Here is a 14,672-nt window from a genome sequence, read left to right as displayed (position 1 = left end):
TTGCACTCCCTGCGCATCCCCGGCTGGGCTAACAGAAGGCAGGGACACGACCCGGCCCCCGCGATCCCGGGGGCCACTCTCTGGGAGGAATACATGCTCAAGTCTACCTGTGCCGCGGTGGCGCTGGCCCTGGGCCTCGGCCTGGCGGCGCCCGTGCTGGCCGAGATCCCCAATGATGCGGATACGCTCGCCATCGGTGCCTTCCGCGACAACCGGACCTTCGACCGCGCGCTGCTGACCGACAGCCACTGGCTGAGCTACTGGCAGCCCGTCTTCGACACGCTGCTTTATGCTGATCCCGATGGCGGCATCCATCCGAACCTGGCGCAATCTTACAGCTGGTCCGCCGATGGCAGCACGCTGACGCTGGACCTGCGCCCGGGCGTCACCTTCACCGACGGCACCCCCGTCGATGCCGCGGCCGTCAAGGCCAACATGGACTACCTGATGAACAGCGCCGGGCAGAACAAGTGGATGCTGGCCGGGGTCGATCAGATCACCGTCGTCTCGGCCACCCAGCTGACGCTGCACCTGGCCGAGCCGAACCCGGCGCTGCTTTACGGGCTGACGACGGTCGGCGGCGCGGTGGCGCTGCCCTCGACGCTGGGCACAGAAGAGGGCAAGTCGCATCCGGTGGGCTCGGGCCCCTACATCTTCGACACCAAGGACACGGTGACGGGGCGGCAATATGTCTACACCCGCAACCCGGACTACTGGAACAAGGACGCCTATCCGTTCGACCGGATCTCGATCACGCCCATCACCGAGATCTCGGCCCGGCTGAACGCGCTGCGCTCGGGGCAGATCGACGCCGCCAGCGGCGAGCCGCGCATCGTCAACGAGGCCAAGGCCGCGGGCCTGCAGATCTACAGCCGTCCGACCGATTTCTTCGGCCTGTTCATCGCCGACCGCGACGGCAAGATGGTGCCCGCGCTTGGCAATGTGAAGGTGCGCCAGGCGATCAACATGGCAATGGACCGGGCCTCGATCCTGAAGTTCGTCGATGGCGGCATGGGCAAGCTGACGGATGAACCCGTGGTGGACCCCAGCCCGCTGTATGATCCGGCGCTGGAAGGCAGCTACAAATACGATCCCAAGGCCGCGAAGAAGCTGATGGAAGAGGCGGGCTTTGGCGCGGGCTTTACCGTGCAGATGCCCGACATCGCCTCCATGTCGGCCTTCAACCCGATCATCGAGCAGCAGCTGAACGCCATCGGCATCAAGATCGACTGGGTGAAGGTGTCGCCCGCGACGACCATCCCGGAACTGCTGTCGGGCAAGTTCCCGCTGTTCCTGTTCCGCCTGGGCACGGTGTCGGCCTGGGGTGACGTGGTGAAATACATCGCCCCCACCGCCCCCTGGAACACCGCGAAATCCCAGACGCCCGAGCTGGACGCGCTGATCGCCGCCGCCAAGCAGGTGCAGCCCGGCCAGGATGACGCGAAATACCGCGCCATCACCGATTACCTGGTCAAGAACGCCTGGTTCGCCCCCTGGTACCTGGCGGATTCGGTCTACATGACCAACAAGAGCGTCTCGGTCAGCATGCCGATCTGGAACGTCACGCCCTTCCTGCGCGACTTCAAGAAGACCGGGAACTGAGGCCCGCCTGACGGCGGAACGGCAACGGCCCGCGGGGATCCCCGCGGGCCGTTTGCATATGCGGAAGGGACAGCCTTCGGGCGGCGGCGCTGGTGCGGCCCAACGGGCGGCCTTCAGGCGGCGGCGCGGCGGCGGCCCAAGGGGCAGGCTTCAGGCGGCGGCGTTGTTGCGGAAGGCCAGCAGCGCCTCTTCCACCAGCGCCGGGCCCGCGCCCTTGCGATGCGCGCCCTCCGACAGGATGCGGCGCCAGCTGCGGGCGCCGGGGCGGCCCTGGAACAGGCCCAGCATGTGGCGCGTCACCTGCCCCAGCTTGCCCCCCGCGACCAGATGGGCCTCGATATAGGGCAGCATGGCAATGACGGCCTCTTCGGGGCCCAGGGCATCGGTTTCGGCGCCATAGATCCGCCGGTCGGCGCCGCACAGGATGCTGGCCGGATCGTGATAGGCGGCACGCCCGATCATCACCCCGTCCAGCCCATCGGCCAGAAAGCCCTCGACCGCCTCAAGCGAGGTGATGCCGCCGTTGACCGACAGGTGCAGATCCGGGAACCGCGCCCGCATCCGCCGCACCAGATCGTAATCGAGCGGCGGGATATCGCGGTTTTCCTTGGGCGAGAGCCCCTGCAGCCAGGCCTTTCTGGCATGGATGGTGAATCGCCGGCAGCCCGCATCGGACACCGTCTGCAGGAAGGCGGGCAGTACGGTTTCCGGGTCCTGGTCATCGACGCCGATGCGGCATTTCACGGTGATCTCTGTCTCGACCGCGGCGCGCATGGCCTCGACGCAGCGGGCGACCAGATCGGCATGTTGCATCAGCACCGCGCCAAAGGTCCCCGACTGGACCCGGTCCGAGGGGCAGCCGCAGTTCAGGTTGATCTCGTCATAGCCCGCCTCGGCGCCCAGACGCGCGGCCTGCGCCAGCTCTGCCGGGTCCGAGCCCCCCAGTTGCAGCGCCACCGGATGTTCCGAGACATCGTGATCCAGCAGATGCAGCGCGCCGCCGCGCACCAGTGCCGGTGCGGTGACCATCTCGGTGTAAAGCAGCGCCTTGCGGCTGAGCAGCCGGTGCAGGTAGCGGCAATGCCGGTCGGTCCAGTCCATCATGGGTGCGACGGAAAGACGAGCAGAACCCCAAATATCTGATTTTGCTTTATTATCTTTCATATCAACCACACCTCAGCACGTGGAACATAGCACGAATATTGCCTTTTTCTGCCCGTTTTGGCCTATGGTCATGACAGGAGTCATAACTCAAGTTGGGATGTCATAACCTATGGCCACGGTCCGAGAACGGGTCCGTAAGGACGGCTCGACCGCCTATATGGTAAAGATCATCATTGCAAGAAAGGGTAAGCCCACCTTTCGAGAAGCCCGCACTTTCGACCGGCGCAGCACGGCGGCCTCTTGGGCTGCCAAGCGTGAGAAGGAACTCAGCAAGGCCGGCGACAACCCGTTCGCACTGAAGACCAGGCAAAAAGGCCTAGGGTCAGGATCCATTCATCGGCTTGCGGCGCCGCTGTCGGCGTGATTCAGGCTCTCCAACTATAGGAGCGTGTGGTGAGCAATCTTTTCTGGCTGAGCGACGAGCAGATGGCATGGCCCGAGCCGTTTTTTCCGAAGAGCCATGGCCGCCCACGGGTCGATGATCGTCATGTTCTGAGCGGCAGTGAGGCGGATCAGAAAACGATCCAGTGAAACGTTCTCCCGACGAACCTTCATCAATCGCAATGGGTTGCGCTGGAGCGACGCACCGAAGGAATAAGGTCCCCCCAAAGACGCTCTGCAACCGCTGGAAGCGTTGGAGCGAGTTGGGGGGTATTCGCCCGAATATTTGAGGGGCTGGCGGCAGAGGCGGTGGAGCCGACGACGATCATGATCGACGTGAGCAGGCGAACGCCATGCGTTCGAGTGAGCCTGCGCAAGTACCTGAAAGCACACCGCATGGCCTCAAGCCTGCGGCGTAAAAAGGGGGGTGCGGGCGCCTGATCCGTTGCCCGGCAGGGCATTGCAAAGCACTGTCCCGAGAGGGGTCGTACCAAGGGCGGGATGAACACCAAACGCCACGCGGCGGCCGACACGAAGGGACGCCCGATCAGGTTCGTTATGTCTGCCGGTCAGGTTGGCGATTACACTGGCGCGGCAGCCCTTCTGGGCGATCTGCCGGCTGCGCAGTGGCGACTTGCTGACCGAGGCCATGATGCAGATTGGTTCCGCGAAGCCTTGCAGGACAGGGGATCAGGGCCTGTATTCCAGGCCGCAAGACGCTCAGGGGCCCCATCAAATACGACAAGCGCCGCTGCAAACGACGCAACCGGATCAAGATCATGTTCGGCAGGTTCAGGGACTGGCGAGCCGCTACGACAGAGGCCCGAAGGTCCTTCTCTCTGCCGTCGCTCTCGCCGCTACTGTGCTGTTGTGGTTATGGATCCTGAGCCTAGCTGCCTTTGCGGCGCACATAAAGCTCCAGCCGGTGGTGCACGATCTCATAGCCCATCTCGCGCGCGATCTGGGCCTGCAGACGCTCGATCAGCTCCGAGCGGAATTCCAGCACCTCGCCGGTCTCGACGTCGATCATGTGGTCGTGATGCGCCGTCTCGGCATGTTCGAACCGCGCCGGAGCGCCTTCGAACTGATGGCGGATGATCACGCCCTGCGCCTCCAGTGCGGTCAAGGTGCGATAGACCGTCGAGAGCGAGATCCCCGGCACCTCGGCCGTGGCGCGGCGCAGCAGCTCGGCGGCCTCGGGGTGATCCTCGGCATGGGCCAGCACATCCAGCAGCGCGGCGCGCTGGCGGGTGATGCGCACACCGGCGCGGCGCAGGGCATCCGTCAGGGTGCGGGTACGGTCCTCGGGTCTCATGTCCGCAGTGATGGGCGATTGCGGCGGCACGATCAAGATCCAGTTGCGAATGCTTCGCAACAAGGTTGACAGTTGCGAATGATTTGCAAGAAGGTGGCCACAGGATCACGAAAGGGAGAGGACGATGCCCGCAAGACGTGCGGTTCTGACACTGGCGCTGGCGCTGCTGGCCACGCCGCTTGCGGCGGCCGAGCGGCTGAAGGTGGTGACGACCTTCACCGTGATCGCCGACATGGCGCGCAACGTGGCGGGCGATGCGGCCGAGGTCACCTCGATCACCCGGCCCGGGGCCGAGATCCACGGCTATCAGCCGACGCCGCGCGATCTGGTGCGCGCGCAGGGGGCGGATCTGGTGCTGTGGAACGGGCTGGGGCTGGAGCGCTGGTTCGAACCCTTCCTGGAGGGCCTGGGCGATGTGCCGGCCGCAGTGGTCAGCACCGGCATCACGCCGATGGCGATTGCGGGCGGCGATTATGACGGCAAGCCCAATCCCCATGCCTGGATGGCGCTCAGCTCGGCGCTGGTCTATATCGACAACATCCGCGCCGCCCTGTCGGCGGCCGACCCGGACCATGCCGGAACCTATGCCGCCAATGCCCGGGCCTATGCGGCGCAGGTCACCGCCACCATCGGACCCCTGCGCGACGCCGCCCGCGCCCTGCCCGAGGGGCGGCGCTGGCTGGTGACTTCGGAGGGGGCGTTTTCCTACCTGGCGCGCGACTTTGACCTGACCGAGGCCTACCTCTGGCCGATCAATGCCGATGCCCAGGGCACGCCGCAGCAGGTGCGCGCGGTGATCGACACGGTGCGCGCCCATGCCATTCCGGCGGTGTTCTCGGAAAGCACGGTGTCCGACAAGCCCGCCCGCCAGGTGGCGCGGGAAACCGGGGCGACCTATGGCGGGGTCCTTTATGTCGACAGCCTGAGCGACGCCAAGGGGCCGGTGCCCAGCTATCTGGACCTGCTGAGGGTGACCTCGGAAACCATTCTGGCGGGGCTGTCGCCATGACCGCCGACCTGACTGACGGGCTGACGGGCGAGCTGACGGGCGGGATCTGCGCCGAGGGCGTCACCGTCACCTACCGCAATGGCCATACCGCGCTGCTGGACGCCAGTTTCGCGCTGCCCACCGGCACGATCTGCGCGCTGCTGGGGGTGAACGGGGCCGGAAAATCGACACTGTTCAAGGCGCTGATGGGCTTTGTTCCGCTCACGCGCGGCCGGATCACCCTGCTGGGGCAGCCGGTGCGGGCGGTGCGCAAGGCGCAGGCCGTGGCCTATGTCCCCCAGGCCGAGGAGGTCGACTGGTCCTTTCCCGTGCTGGTCGAGGACGTGGTGATGATGGGCCGCTACGGCCACATGGGCTGGCTGCGGCGGAGCCGTCCGGCGGATCGGGCGGCAGTGGAGGCGGCGCTGGCCCGCGTCGGCATGACCGCCTTCCGCCACCGCCAGATCGGAGAGCTGTCGGGCGGGCAGAAAAAGCGCGTCTTCCTGGCGCGGGCGCTGGCGCAGGATGCTCGGGTGATCCTGCTGGACGAACCCTTCACCGGCGTCGATGTCACCACCGAGGACCAGATCATCGCCCTGCTGCGCGATCTGCGCGCCGAGGGGCGGGTGATGCTGGTGGCCACCCACAATCTGGGCTCGGTGCCGGATTTCTGCGACCGCGTGGTGCTGGTGCGCGGCACGGTGCTGGCCCATGGCCCGACGGATCAGGTCTTTAGCCATGCCAACCTTCATGCGGCCTTCGGTGGCGTGCTGCGCCATGTCATGATGCCTGAGGCCGCCGCCCGTGCTGCCGAGCCTCCGCCCATCGATGCCCATCCCTTTGATGTGCGCGCCACGGCCACCCATCCTGTCGATGCACAGCCTGCGGATGGCTGGCCCGTCGATGCCCGGCCGGCCGATCCCAAGCTTGCCGATGCCCGGCCCGCCGATACATGGCCTGTCGATGCACAGCCTGTCCATGCCCGGGCGCTGAACGCCGACCCTGCGTTTGACAGGCCCCCGGATGCCCCGCCCCGCACCAATCCACCCCACGTCGATCCGGCCCACGTCGATCCGGCCTCAGTCGATCCGGCTCCGGTCACCATGGCCCCAGTCACCATGGCCCCAGTCAGCACGGGCCCAGTCAGCACGGGCCCAGTCAGCACCGCCCGTCCCGAGGCGCCCCATCCCGACACGCCCCGTCCCGACACGCCCCGGGACGGCCGCACCCTGCCCGAAAAGGCCGCGCGATGATCCTGCTGGAACCCTTCGGATACCATTACATGACCACGGCGATCTGGGTGTCGGCCCTGGTGGGGGGCGTCTGCGCCTTCCTCTCGGCCTATCTGATGCTGAAGGGCTGGGCGCTGATCGGAGACGCGCTGAGCCATGCGGTGGTGCCGGGGGTGGCGGGGGCGGCGCTGCTGGGCCTGCCCTTCGCGCTTGGCGCCTTCCTGTCGGGGGGGCTGGCGGCGCTGGCCATGCTGTTCCTGCGCACGCGCTCTGGCCTGAAAGAGGACGTGGTGATCGGCCTGGTCTTCTCGGCCTTCTTCGGGCTGGGGCTGTTCATGGTGTCGCTGAACCCGATGGCCGTGTCGGTGCAGACCATCATCATGGGCAACATCCTGGCGATCACCCCCGGCGACACCCTGCAGCTGGCCCTGATCGGAGGTCTGTCTCTGGTCATCCTGGTGGCGAAATGGCGCGACCTGCTGGCGGTCTTCTTCGACGAGGGGCACGCGCGTTCGATCGGGCTGAACGTGGCGGCGCTGAAGCTGCTGTTCTTCACCCTGCTGGCGGGTTGCACGGTGGCGGCGATGCAGACGGTGGGCGCCTTTCTGGTGATCGCGCTGGTGGTCACCCCCGGCGCCACCGCCTATCTGCTGAGCGACCGTTTCCCGCGCCTGCTGGCCCTGTCGGTCGCCATCGGCGCGCTCAGCTGTGCGGTGGGCGCCTATGCCAGCTATTTCCTGGATGGCGCCACGGGGGCGCTGATCGTCTGCCTGCAGACGGGGCTGTTCGCCCTGGCCTTCGTGCTGGCGCCGCGCCACGGGCTGCTGGCGCATCGCCGGGCTGCGCGAAAGGCCCAGCCATGACGGACCTCGCGCTGACCCCGTTCCAGTTCGCCTTCATGCGCGACGCGGCGCTGATCCTGCTGCTGATCGCACCTGCGGCGGCGATGCTCAGTTGTTTTCTGGTGCTGAAGGGTTGGTCCCTGCTGGGGGATGCGACCTCTCATGCGGTGCTGCCGGGGGTGGTGCTGGCCTATGCGGCGGGGCTGCCGCTGATCCTGGGGGCCTTCGTGGCGGGCCTGGGCTGCGCGCTGCTGACGGGGGTCATCGATGCGCGCTCCCGGGTCAGGGCCGACAGCGTGATGGGGGTGGTCTTTTCGGGAATGTTCGGGCTGGGCGTGCTGCTTTACACCCGGATCGAAAGCGACGTGCACCTGGATCACATCCTGTTCGGCAACATGCTGGGGCTGGGCCCGGGCGATCTGTGGACCACCGGCGCGATCTGCATCGCGGTGACGCTGGCGCTGCTGACCCGGGGGCGCGACCTGCTGGCCCATGCCTTTGACCCGGTGCAGGCACGGATGATCGGCCTGCCGGTGGGGCTTTTGCATTACGGATTGCTGGTGATGCTGTCGGCGGTGATCGTGGCGATGCTGTCGGCGGTGGGCATCATCCTGTCGGTGGCCTGCCTGATTGCCCCCGGCGCCATCGCCTTCCTGCTGACCCGGCGTTTTGGCGCCATGCTGCGGGTCGCGGTGGCGGTGCAACTGGTGTCGAGCCTGGCCGGGCTGTGGCTGTCATTCTGGCTGGACAGCGCCCCCGCCCCCACGATCGTGCTGATCCTGACGGCGGTCTTCCTGCTGGCCCTGGGCCTGCGGATGGCGCGCCCCCGGGGACGCGCCATCCAAAGGGATCAGGCCAGTTCGCGGCCCAGCTTGCCCAGATAGCCGGTGACCAGCTCTTCGGCACGGTTGGCCGAAGACGCCTCGGCGTAGCAGCGGAACTCGGGCGCATTGCCCGAGGGCCGCAGATGCACCACGTCGCCGCTTTCGAACGACAGCCGCAGCCCGTCGGTCAGATCCAGCGCCGCCTCGTCGCCCATGTCGGCAAAGAATCCCGCCCGGGCAGAGGCATCCTGGGTCAGCCTGGCGATGAAGGCCTTCGAGACGTCGGTCTCGATCCCCGCGATGCGGTCGGCGGCGGTAAAGCGCGGCGGCAGGGCCGCGACCAGCGCGGCCAGGGTCTTGCCCTCGGCCCTGGCGGCGGCCAGCGGCGTCAGGATCGGCAGCAGGCAGTCGCGGGTCATCAGCGGCGCCAGCTTGCCTGCGGGGCCCTGGGCGGCAAAGCCCAGCAGGAAGCCGCCGTTGGCCTCATAGCCCACCACCGCGGCGGCGGGATCAGCGGCCAGCGCGGCCTCCATCGCGGCGATCACGAAGGGCGAGCCGATGCGGGTGCTTTCCACCGTCTCAAAGCCCATCTGCTGCACCAGCGTGTTCGAAGACACCGGCGTGCAGATGACGCGGGCGCCAAGCGCCTTGGCGGTCAGCGCCCCCAGCACGTCGCCCGGCACGATGCGCCCGGTGGCATCCGCCACCATCGGCCGATCGGCATCGCCATCGGTCGAGATCACCGCATCCAGACCGTGCTCACTGCACCAGCCCGCCAGCATCTGGCGGGTTTCGGCATCCAGCGCCTCGGTATCGACGGGGATGAAGACATCGGAGGGCGCCAGGATCACCGCTTCGGCGCCAAGGCCGGTGACGACCTCGACCATCGCCTCGCGCGCGACCGAGCTGTGCTGGTAGACGCCGATCTTCAGACCCTGCAGCGCCTGGGTGCCGAACCCGTCGACATAGCGCTCGACATAGGCAGGCAGCGCTGCGGGGGCGGCAACGATGGCGGCCGCAGCGCCGTCCCGGGGCGCGCGGCCGAGATTGGCGTTGATCCCCTCTTCGTCGGCCTTCGAGATCTCGCCGCCGGGGACATAGAACTTCAGGCCGTTGCGGTCGGCGGGAATGTGGCTGCCGGTGACCATCACCGCAGCATGGCCTGCCGCCATCGCATCCAGCGCCAGCGCCGGGGTCGGCAGGGCCCCACAGTTCATCACCGGCACGCCTTCGGCCGCGATGGTGTCCATCACGACCTGGGCAATCCCCGGCGAAGAGGGCCGCAGGTCCCAGCCCACATGCACCGCACCGCCCGACGGGCAGGCCGCCAGAAAGGCACGGGTGTAATCGGAAACAAGTTCGGGTGTCAGTTCGACCACCAGGCCACGCAGGCCGCTGGTCCCAAATTTCGGAGCCATAATGGATTTCCTTCTAATGATGTCGCAGTTGTGCCCGGCGGTGCCGAAATGGACAAGCCGGAAGACGCATTGCCCCGCCCGCCCCCCGGATTTTGCCCACCGGACAATCACGCAGAGGGGGGCTGGTGCTCAGGTGGCCCGGGGCTGGTTGACCCGTGCCGACAGCGCCGCATGGCTTTCGACCCGCTCGGAATAGCGGTCGACCAGCTGGTCGCGGATGTCGCGGGTCAACAGGGTAAAGCGGACCAGCTCCTCCATCACGTCGGCGATGCGGTCGTAATAGGCCGAGGGCTTCATCCGGCCATCGGCGTCGAATTCATCCCAGGCCTTCGGCACCGAGGACTGGTTGGGGATCGTCAGAAGCCGCATCCAGCGCCCCAGGATGCGCAGCTGGTTGACGGTGTTGAAGCTTTGCGAGCCGCCGCAGACCTGCATCACCGCCAGGGTCTTGCCCTGGGTCGGCCGCACGCTGCCCAGCGACAGCGGGATCCAGTCGATCTGGGTCTTCATCAGCCCGGTCATCGCGCCGTGGCGTTCGGGGCTGGACCAGACCATCCCCTCGCACCACGAGACCAGATCGCGCAGTTCGGCCACTTTCGGATGATCGACAGGGGCGGCATCGGCCAGCGGCAGATCATGGGGGTGGAAAAAGCGCACCTCGCAGCCGTGGCGTTGCAGCAGGCGGGCGGCCTCTTCGGCGGCCAGCCGCGAAAAGCTGCGTTCGCGCAGCGAGCCGTACAGGATCAGGATGCGCGGCGGATGGCTGCTGCGCGCCGGCGCGGTCAGGCTGTCGGCGGTGACGGGGTGGAACAGGTCGTCCTGCAGGTTCGGCGTATCGGTCATGACAGGTCCTTGCGGGGCTGCCCCAGACCTAGCAGAGACGGGACGCAGCGCAATGCACCGCCGCAGGGCAGTTCGTTCGGCATTTGACCAAAGTTCACATGTTGCACTACACTGCGTCCATGCCACTCAAGCAGACCGATTTCATCGCCAGTTTCGCGAAAGGCCTTCAGGTCCTCGAATGTTTCGGGGCCGAGGCGGCGCGGCTGTCGATCAGCCAGGTTTCGGCCGCCACCGGGCTGGACCGCGCCACCGCGCGGCGCTGCCTGCTGACGCTGGCCGAACTGGGCTATGCCGAACATGACGGCAAGTTCTTCCAGCTGACGCCGCGGGTGATGCGGCTGGGCATGGGGGCGCTGGCCGGAATGCCGCTGGCGCGCATCGTGCAACCCTGGCTGGAGGAGCTTTCGGCGCGCATCGGCCAGTCCTGTTCCGTCTCGATCCTGGACGAAACCGAGATCGTCTATGTCGCCCGCGCCGCGCAGCGCCGGGTGATGTCGATCAGCCTGATGCCCGGATCGCGCCTGCCGGCCTACTGCACCTCGATGGGGCGGGTCCTGCTGGCGGCCCTGCCCGAAACCGAGGCCCGCGCCCTGCTGGAACGGTCCCGGCTGGAAGCCCGCACCCCCGGCACCCTGACCGACCCCGAAGCGATCCTGGCCCGGCTGGCCCAGGTCCGGGCCCAGGGCTATGCGATCAACGATCAGGAGGTCGAGACCGGCCTGCGCTCGATCGCCGTGCCGCTGCACAATGCCCGGGGCAAGGTGGTGGCGGCGCTGAACACCGGCCTGCCCGCCCTGCATGCCGATCCCGCCGATCTGGCCCGCGAATACCTGCCGGCCTTCCTTTCGGTCCAGGCGGCGCTGGCCCCGGTGCTGCACTAGCGCTGCACCAGACGGCCCGCTTGGGCACATGTCCTGTGGCCGCAGGCCGCCCCGTCTGCACCGCGCCGCTAAAGCTGTGCCGCCAGACCATCCAGCAGCAGCGCCCGTTTCCGCAGCCAGCCATCGCGCGGATCGCCCTGCATCACCGCCATCGCCTGGCCCAGCGTCCCGCTCAGGCCCGGGTGCTGCAGGCTCAGCCCCTGCCAGGGCGCCATCATGCGCAGCATCCGCGCCTGCCCCGCCGCATCGGTGCTGCGCAGGCCGCGCCAGCCCAGAAAGGCATCGGCCGTCATCTCGGCCAGGGCATCGACCGCCAGCACCGCCAGGGCCGGCGGCACACCCTGCCGGGTGGCGCGCTCGGCCGCCTCGGCGAAAGCCAGGATGCCGGCCTCGGGCTGCACCTCCATGCTCCGCAGCGCCGCCGCCAGCCCCGGATGGCGTTGGTAAAGGTCCCACAGCGCGTCGCACAGGGCCTCCAGCGTGGCCCGCCAGCCGCGGTCGGGATCGGTATAGGCCAGCCCCGACAGTGCCAGTTCGGCGGCGGCACGGATCACCTCGTCGCGACCCTTCACATGGCGATAGAGGGACGAATGGTCGACCCCCAGCTGACCGGCGACATTGGTCACCGTGGCCTCATCAAAGCCGATCTGCAGGGCGGCGCGGGCAATCGCATCGCGCGAGATTCGCGCCGGCCGTCCTGGCCGGCGCACGGGAGAGGTATCGCGGAACTTGTCTAGTGTCATACCGCACACCCTATCCGAGAAACGCCAGTAAATCCAGATTTTGCAATACCTTGGCGCCTATCCAAAAGTATCGGTCCAGGCCTGCGGCGCCGGGCCGGACTCCGGATGCGGCTCTTCCATTCCAATCCGAATATATGATCTTACGCATTGGAACGATTAGCGACCAGACCCCGGGGACTGCTGGGAAAATACGCAACAACGCTTTTGCACCATGGACTTCCGGGCTTCGGACTTGTCATAGATCAAGGCAATTGATCACAATCCGGGTGAGTGTCGCGGACCCGCTCCGCCGCCTTCCCCCGCATCGACGCAGGACAGACCCGACCATGTCCGACAGCCCTCGCGCCTGCGCGCCCGTCCCGGCGGTGATTGCCGTCGTCTCCCGGCACGAATCGGTCCTGCTGGTGCGCCGCGCCAATCCGCCCGACGCCGGCCTCTGGGGCTTTCCCGGCGGCAAGCAGGAACTGGGCGAAACCCTGTTCCAGGCGGCTGAGCGCGAATTGCTGGAGGAAACCGGTGTCCGCGCCCGCGCGCATCAGGTCCTGGGCGCCACGGACATCCTGGATCACGACGGCACGGCGCTGCGGTTCCACTTCGTGCTGGTGGCGGTGCGCTGCGACTGGCAGGCCGGCATGCCCGTGGCCGCCGACGATGCGCTTGAGGCCCGCTGGGTCACCGCGCCCGAACTCGCCTCCGGCAGCCTGCCCCTGTCCGAAGGCGTGATCGCCCTGGCGGCCCGGGTCCTCGGGACCTGCCCGGCATGACGGCCCGGCCGCGGATCCTGCTGATCGGCGCGTCGGATCCGACCGGCGCCCTGGGCCTGCAGGCCGACCTGCCGCATCTGACCAGCCTCACCGTCGAAACCGTCTTGACGGCCCGCATCCTGCATCTGCCCGGCGCTGCACCGGCGCTGCTGCCGCAGCCCCTCGACCTGCTCGCCGCCGAACTCTCTTCGGCCCTGGCCCGTGGCCCCTACGACGTGATCAAGCTGTCGGATCTGCCGGGCCCCGGGGCCATCCGCCTGGCCGCCCGGCTGCTGACGCGCCTGGACGGCACGCCATTGCTGCTGGATCCGGGCCTCGGAGACGAGACCGCCGACACGACGACGCCGCTACGCGAGGCGCTGCTGCCGCTGACCAGCCTGCTGACACTTTCCGAGGCCCAGGCCCGCTGGCTGGGCGCCTGCGACGCCGCCCTGCCCCGAACGCTGGAGACGCTGCGCGGCCAGGGCTGCGCCAACATCTTGCTGCACGGCCCTGCACCCGAGGGTCTCAGCAGCCTGCTGGCCGGGCCGCATGGCCTGCGCCGCTTCCAGGCCTGTCACCCCCGCGGCCGGACGCTCTGTGCCGGACTGCCGGCGACTCTGGCGACATTCCTGCCCGGCCTCGACATCCCCGAAGCCGTGTTCCGCGCCCATGCCCAGCTGACCGGCGCCCCGGTGGCCATCGACTATCTCGATCCGCACAGCCCCGACCTGCCGGCCCGCCTGCAGGGCTGATCTGCGAAACCTGCCGCTTTTCAACCGCTTGCCGCCCCCCCCGCAGGGCAGCAAAGGCCCCCGGCAGAACTCCTGACAGAAACAGTCAACCATTTGAAAAGACTGAATTTTCCACTTGCGCACTGGCGCGGGACAGGATACATCGGTGCCACAGAGGGCCAGCAAGCCAGATCGCCAGCCCACCCTCTCTCGAACGCTTCGCCAGGAAGGCCACGCCGCTCGCCAGGGATGATCACCCAGCCAGCAGAACGCAGCTCAATACCCCAGCCAGGGCGTTTTCCCCCGACAGGACCGGTTCTTCATCATCTGGCCCGAAATACTCCGGGGGAGTCTTCCGCAGGAAGACGGGGGCAGAGCCCCCTCAGCGCTGCCGCACCGGCACCTCGCCCTCCCGCCAGGCACCCAAGGTCAGCCCATCCAGCCGCCAGTCGCCGATCGCTGCCCGGATCAGCCGCAGGCAGGGATGCCCGACATGCGCCACCATCCGTCGCACCTGCCGGTTGCGGCCTTCGGTGATCCGCAGTTCCAGCCAGCTGTCGGGCACGGATTTGCGCACCCGGATCGGCGGGTCGCGCGGCCAGAGCGCCTCGGGCGCCTCCATCCGGCGCGCCTTCGCGGGCCGGGTCAGTCCATCTTTCAGCTCAACCCCCTGGCGCAGCGCCTGCAGGGCAGCCTCATCGGGGATCCCCTCGACCTGCACCCAGTAGGTCTTGGGCAGCTTGTGCTTCGGATGGGTGATGCGGGCCTGCAGCGCGCCATCGTCGGTCAGCACCATCAGCCCCTCGCTGTCGCGATCAAGCCGTCCGGCCGGATAGACCCCCGGCACGTCGATGAAATCCGAAAGGGTGCGGCGGGGCGTGCCTTCGGTGCCGCGGTCGGTGAACTGCGGCAGCACGTCGAAGGGCTTGTTGAAGAGGATCACGCGGGTCATTCCCCCGCAT

14 protein-coding genes and 2 pseudogenes are annotated in these 14,672 nt (G+C 67.7%); 10 read left to right on the top strand and 6 right to left on the bottom strand.

Going from position 1 to position 14,672, the window contains the following annotated elements; genetic code table 11:
• Positions 1-93: 93 nt before the first annotated feature.
• Complete coding sequence (locus AC2ITM_RS07015) at positions 94-1,602, top strand: ABC transporter substrate-binding protein (RefSeq protein WP_486469104.1); 1,509 nt, start codon at positions 94-96, stop codon at positions 1,600-1,602.
• Between the two features lie 150 nt (positions 1,603-1,752).
• On the opposite strand, the gene dusA is transcribed toward AC2ITM_RS07015, so the two are convergent.
• A complete protein-coding gene (gene dusA / locus AC2ITM_RS07010) occupies positions 1,753-2,766 on the bottom strand; it encodes a tRNA dihydrouridine(20/20a) synthase DusA (protein WP_486469103.1) in 1,014 nt (337 codons plus the stop codon).
• A 157-nt stretch (positions 2,767-2,923) separates the two neighbouring features.
• On the opposite strand from dusA, the gene AC2ITM_RS07005 reads away from it, so the two are divergent.
• Entirely contained in the window at positions 2,924-3,130 is a 207-nt protein-coding gene (locus AC2ITM_RS07005; protein ID WP_486469102.1) for a hypothetical protein, read from the top strand.
• 29 nt (positions 3,131-3,159) lie between these two features.
• A pseudogene (locus tag AC2ITM_RS07000) lies at positions 3,160-4,024 on the top strand (IS5 family transposase); the annotation flags it as partial.
• A 12-nt stretch (positions 4,025-4,036) separates the two neighbouring features.
• Here AC2ITM_RS07000 and AC2ITM_RS06995 read toward each other — a convergent pair.
• A complete protein-coding gene (locus tag AC2ITM_RS06995; RefSeq protein ID WP_486469101.1) occupies positions 4,037-4,462 on the bottom strand; it encodes a Fur family transcriptional regulator in 426 nt (141 codons plus the stop codon).
• A 124-nt stretch (positions 4,463-4,586) separates the two neighbouring features.
• Between AC2ITM_RS06995 and AC2ITM_RS06990 the strand changes: the two genes are divergently transcribed.
• The 4 genes and pseudogenes from AC2ITM_RS06990 (at position 4,587) to AC2ITM_RS06975 (ending at position 8,408) form a co-directional block, all read left to right on the top strand.
• Positions 4,587-5,471 carry a metal ABC transporter substrate-binding protein gene (locus tag AC2ITM_RS06990; RefSeq protein ID WP_486469100.1) on the top strand — a complete coding sequence of 295 codons (885 nt, stop codon included), beginning with the start codon at positions 4,587-4,589 and terminating at the stop codon, positions 5,469-5,471.
• Positions 5,468-6,230: pseudogene (locus AC2ITM_RS06985) on the top strand (manganese/iron ABC transporter ATP-binding protein); the annotation flags it as partial. The gene AC2ITM_RS06990 and the pseudogene AC2ITM_RS06985, both read left to right, overlap by 4 nt.
• A gap of 469 nt (positions 6,231-6,699) precedes the next feature.
• Complete coding sequence (locus tag AC2ITM_RS06980; protein ID WP_486469099.1) at positions 6,700-7,545, top strand: metal ABC transporter permease; 846 nt, start codon at positions 6,700-6,702, stop codon at positions 7,543-7,545.
• Positions 7,542-8,408: a metal ABC transporter permease gene (locus AC2ITM_RS06975; protein WP_486469098.1), complete on the top strand. Its 867-nt coding sequence runs from the start codon at positions 7,542-7,544 to the stop codon at positions 8,406-8,408. The genes AC2ITM_RS06980 and AC2ITM_RS06975 overlap by 4 nt, the downstream gene beginning before the upstream one ends.
• Here the strand turns inward: AC2ITM_RS06975 and AC2ITM_RS06970 are convergent.
• On the bottom strand, positions 8,375-9,766 hold the full coding sequence (locus AC2ITM_RS06970; protein ID WP_486469097.1) for a phosphomannomutase: 1,392 nt from the start codon (positions 9,764-9,766) through the stop codon (positions 8,375-8,377). The genes AC2ITM_RS06975 and AC2ITM_RS06970 overlap by 34 nt on opposite strands.
• Positions 9,767-9,895: 129 nt before the next feature.
• On the bottom strand, positions 9,896-10,609 hold the full coding sequence (gene arsH, locus AC2ITM_RS06965; RefSeq protein WP_486469096.1) for an arsenical resistance protein ArsH: 714 nt from the start codon (positions 10,607-10,609) through the stop codon (positions 9,896-9,898).
• Between the two features lie 98 nt (positions 10,610-10,707).
• Here arsH and AC2ITM_RS06960 point away from each other — a divergent pair, with 98 nt between their 5' ends.
• Positions 10,708-11,490, top strand: coding sequence for an IclR family transcriptional regulator domain-containing protein (locus AC2ITM_RS06960; protein ID WP_486469095.1), 783 nt, complete (start codon positions 10,708-10,710; stop codon positions 11,488-11,490).
• 68 nt (positions 11,491-11,558) lie between these two features.
• Here the strand turns inward: AC2ITM_RS06960 and AC2ITM_RS06955 are convergent, their stop codons facing one another.
• Positions 11,559-12,233: a TetR/AcrR family transcriptional regulator gene (locus AC2ITM_RS06955; RefSeq protein ID WP_486469094.1), complete on the bottom strand. Its 675-nt coding sequence runs from the start codon at positions 12,231-12,233 to the stop codon at positions 11,559-11,561.
• A gap of 326 nt (positions 12,234-12,559) precedes the next feature.
• Here AC2ITM_RS06955 and AC2ITM_RS06950 point away from each other — a divergent pair, with 326 nt between their 5' ends.
• Together AC2ITM_RS06950 and AC2ITM_RS06945 are read left to right on the top strand one after the other, a co-directional pair.
• Positions 12,560-12,997, top strand: coding sequence for an NUDIX hydrolase (locus tag AC2ITM_RS06950; protein ID WP_486469093.1), 438 nt, complete (start codon positions 12,560-12,562; stop codon positions 12,995-12,997).
• Positions 12,994-13,731, top strand: coding sequence for a hypothetical protein (locus AC2ITM_RS06945; protein WP_486469092.1), 738 nt, complete (start codon positions 12,994-12,996; stop codon positions 13,729-13,731). Before AC2ITM_RS06950 ends, AC2ITM_RS06945 begins: the two co-directional genes overlap by 4 nt.
• A gap of 361 nt (positions 13,732-14,092) precedes the next feature.
• Here AC2ITM_RS06945 and AC2ITM_RS06940 read toward each other — a convergent pair whose 3' ends face one another.
• Entirely contained in the window at positions 14,093-14,662 is a 570-nt protein-coding gene (locus AC2ITM_RS06940; RefSeq protein ID WP_486469091.1) for a pseudouridine synthase, read from the bottom strand.
• Positions 14,663-14,672 lie beyond the last annotated feature (10 nt).

The organism is Pseudooceanicola sp. NS-SX9 (assembly GCF_057380705.1).
This window is presented reverse-complemented; position numbering and strand designations above follow the sequence as displayed.

Coding starts and splice junctions, on each gene's coding strand:
- AC2ITM_RS06980 (WP_486469099.1), top strand. CDS start 6,700: ATGATCCTGCTGGAACCCTTCGGATACCATTACATGACCACGGCGATC.
- AC2ITM_RS07005 (WP_486469102.1), top strand. CDS start 2,924: ATGGTAAAGATCATCATTGCAAGAAAGGGTAAGCCCACCTTTCGAGAA.
- dusA (WP_486469103.1), bottom strand. CDS start 2,766: ATGAAAGATAATAAAGCAAAATCAGATATTTGGGGTTCTGCTCGTCTT.
- arsH (WP_486469096.1), bottom strand. CDS start 10,609: ATGACCGATACGCCGAACCTGCAGGACGACCTGTTCCACCCCGTCACC.
- AC2ITM_RS06970 (WP_486469097.1), bottom strand. CDS start 9,766: ATGGCTCCGAAATTTGGGACCAGCGGCCTGCGTGGCCTGGTGGTCGAA.
- AC2ITM_RS06960 (WP_486469095.1), top strand. CDS start 10,708: ATGTTGCACTACACTGCGTCCATGCCACTCAAGCAGACCGATTTCATC.
- AC2ITM_RS06955 (WP_486469094.1), bottom strand. CDS start 12,233: ATGACACTAGACAAGTTCCGCGATACCTCTCCCGTGCGCCGGCCAGGA.
- AC2ITM_RS06995 (WP_486469101.1), bottom strand. CDS start 4,462: ATGAGACCCGAGGACCGTACCCGCACCCTGACGGATGCCCTGCGCCGC.
- AC2ITM_RS06990 (WP_486469100.1), top strand. CDS start 4,587: ATGCCCGCAAGACGTGCGGTTCTGACACTGGCGCTGGCGCTGCTGGCC.
- AC2ITM_RS06950 (WP_486469093.1), top strand. CDS start 12,560: ATGTCCGACAGCCCTCGCGCCTGCGCGCCCGTCCCGGCGGTGATTGCC.
- AC2ITM_RS06940 (WP_486469091.1), bottom strand. CDS start 14,662: ATGACCCGCGTGATCCTCTTCAACAAGCCCTTCGACGTGCTGCCGCAG.
- AC2ITM_RS06975 (WP_486469098.1), top strand. CDS start 7,542: ATGACGGACCTCGCGCTGACCCCGTTCCAGTTCGCCTTCATGCGCGAC.
- AC2ITM_RS07015 (WP_486469104.1), top strand. CDS start 94: ATGCTCAAGTCTACCTGTGCCGCGGTGGCGCTGGCCCTGGGCCTCGGC.
- AC2ITM_RS06945 (WP_486469092.1), top strand. CDS start 12,994: ATGACGGCCCGGCCGCGGATCCTGCTGATCGGCGCGTCGGATCCGACC.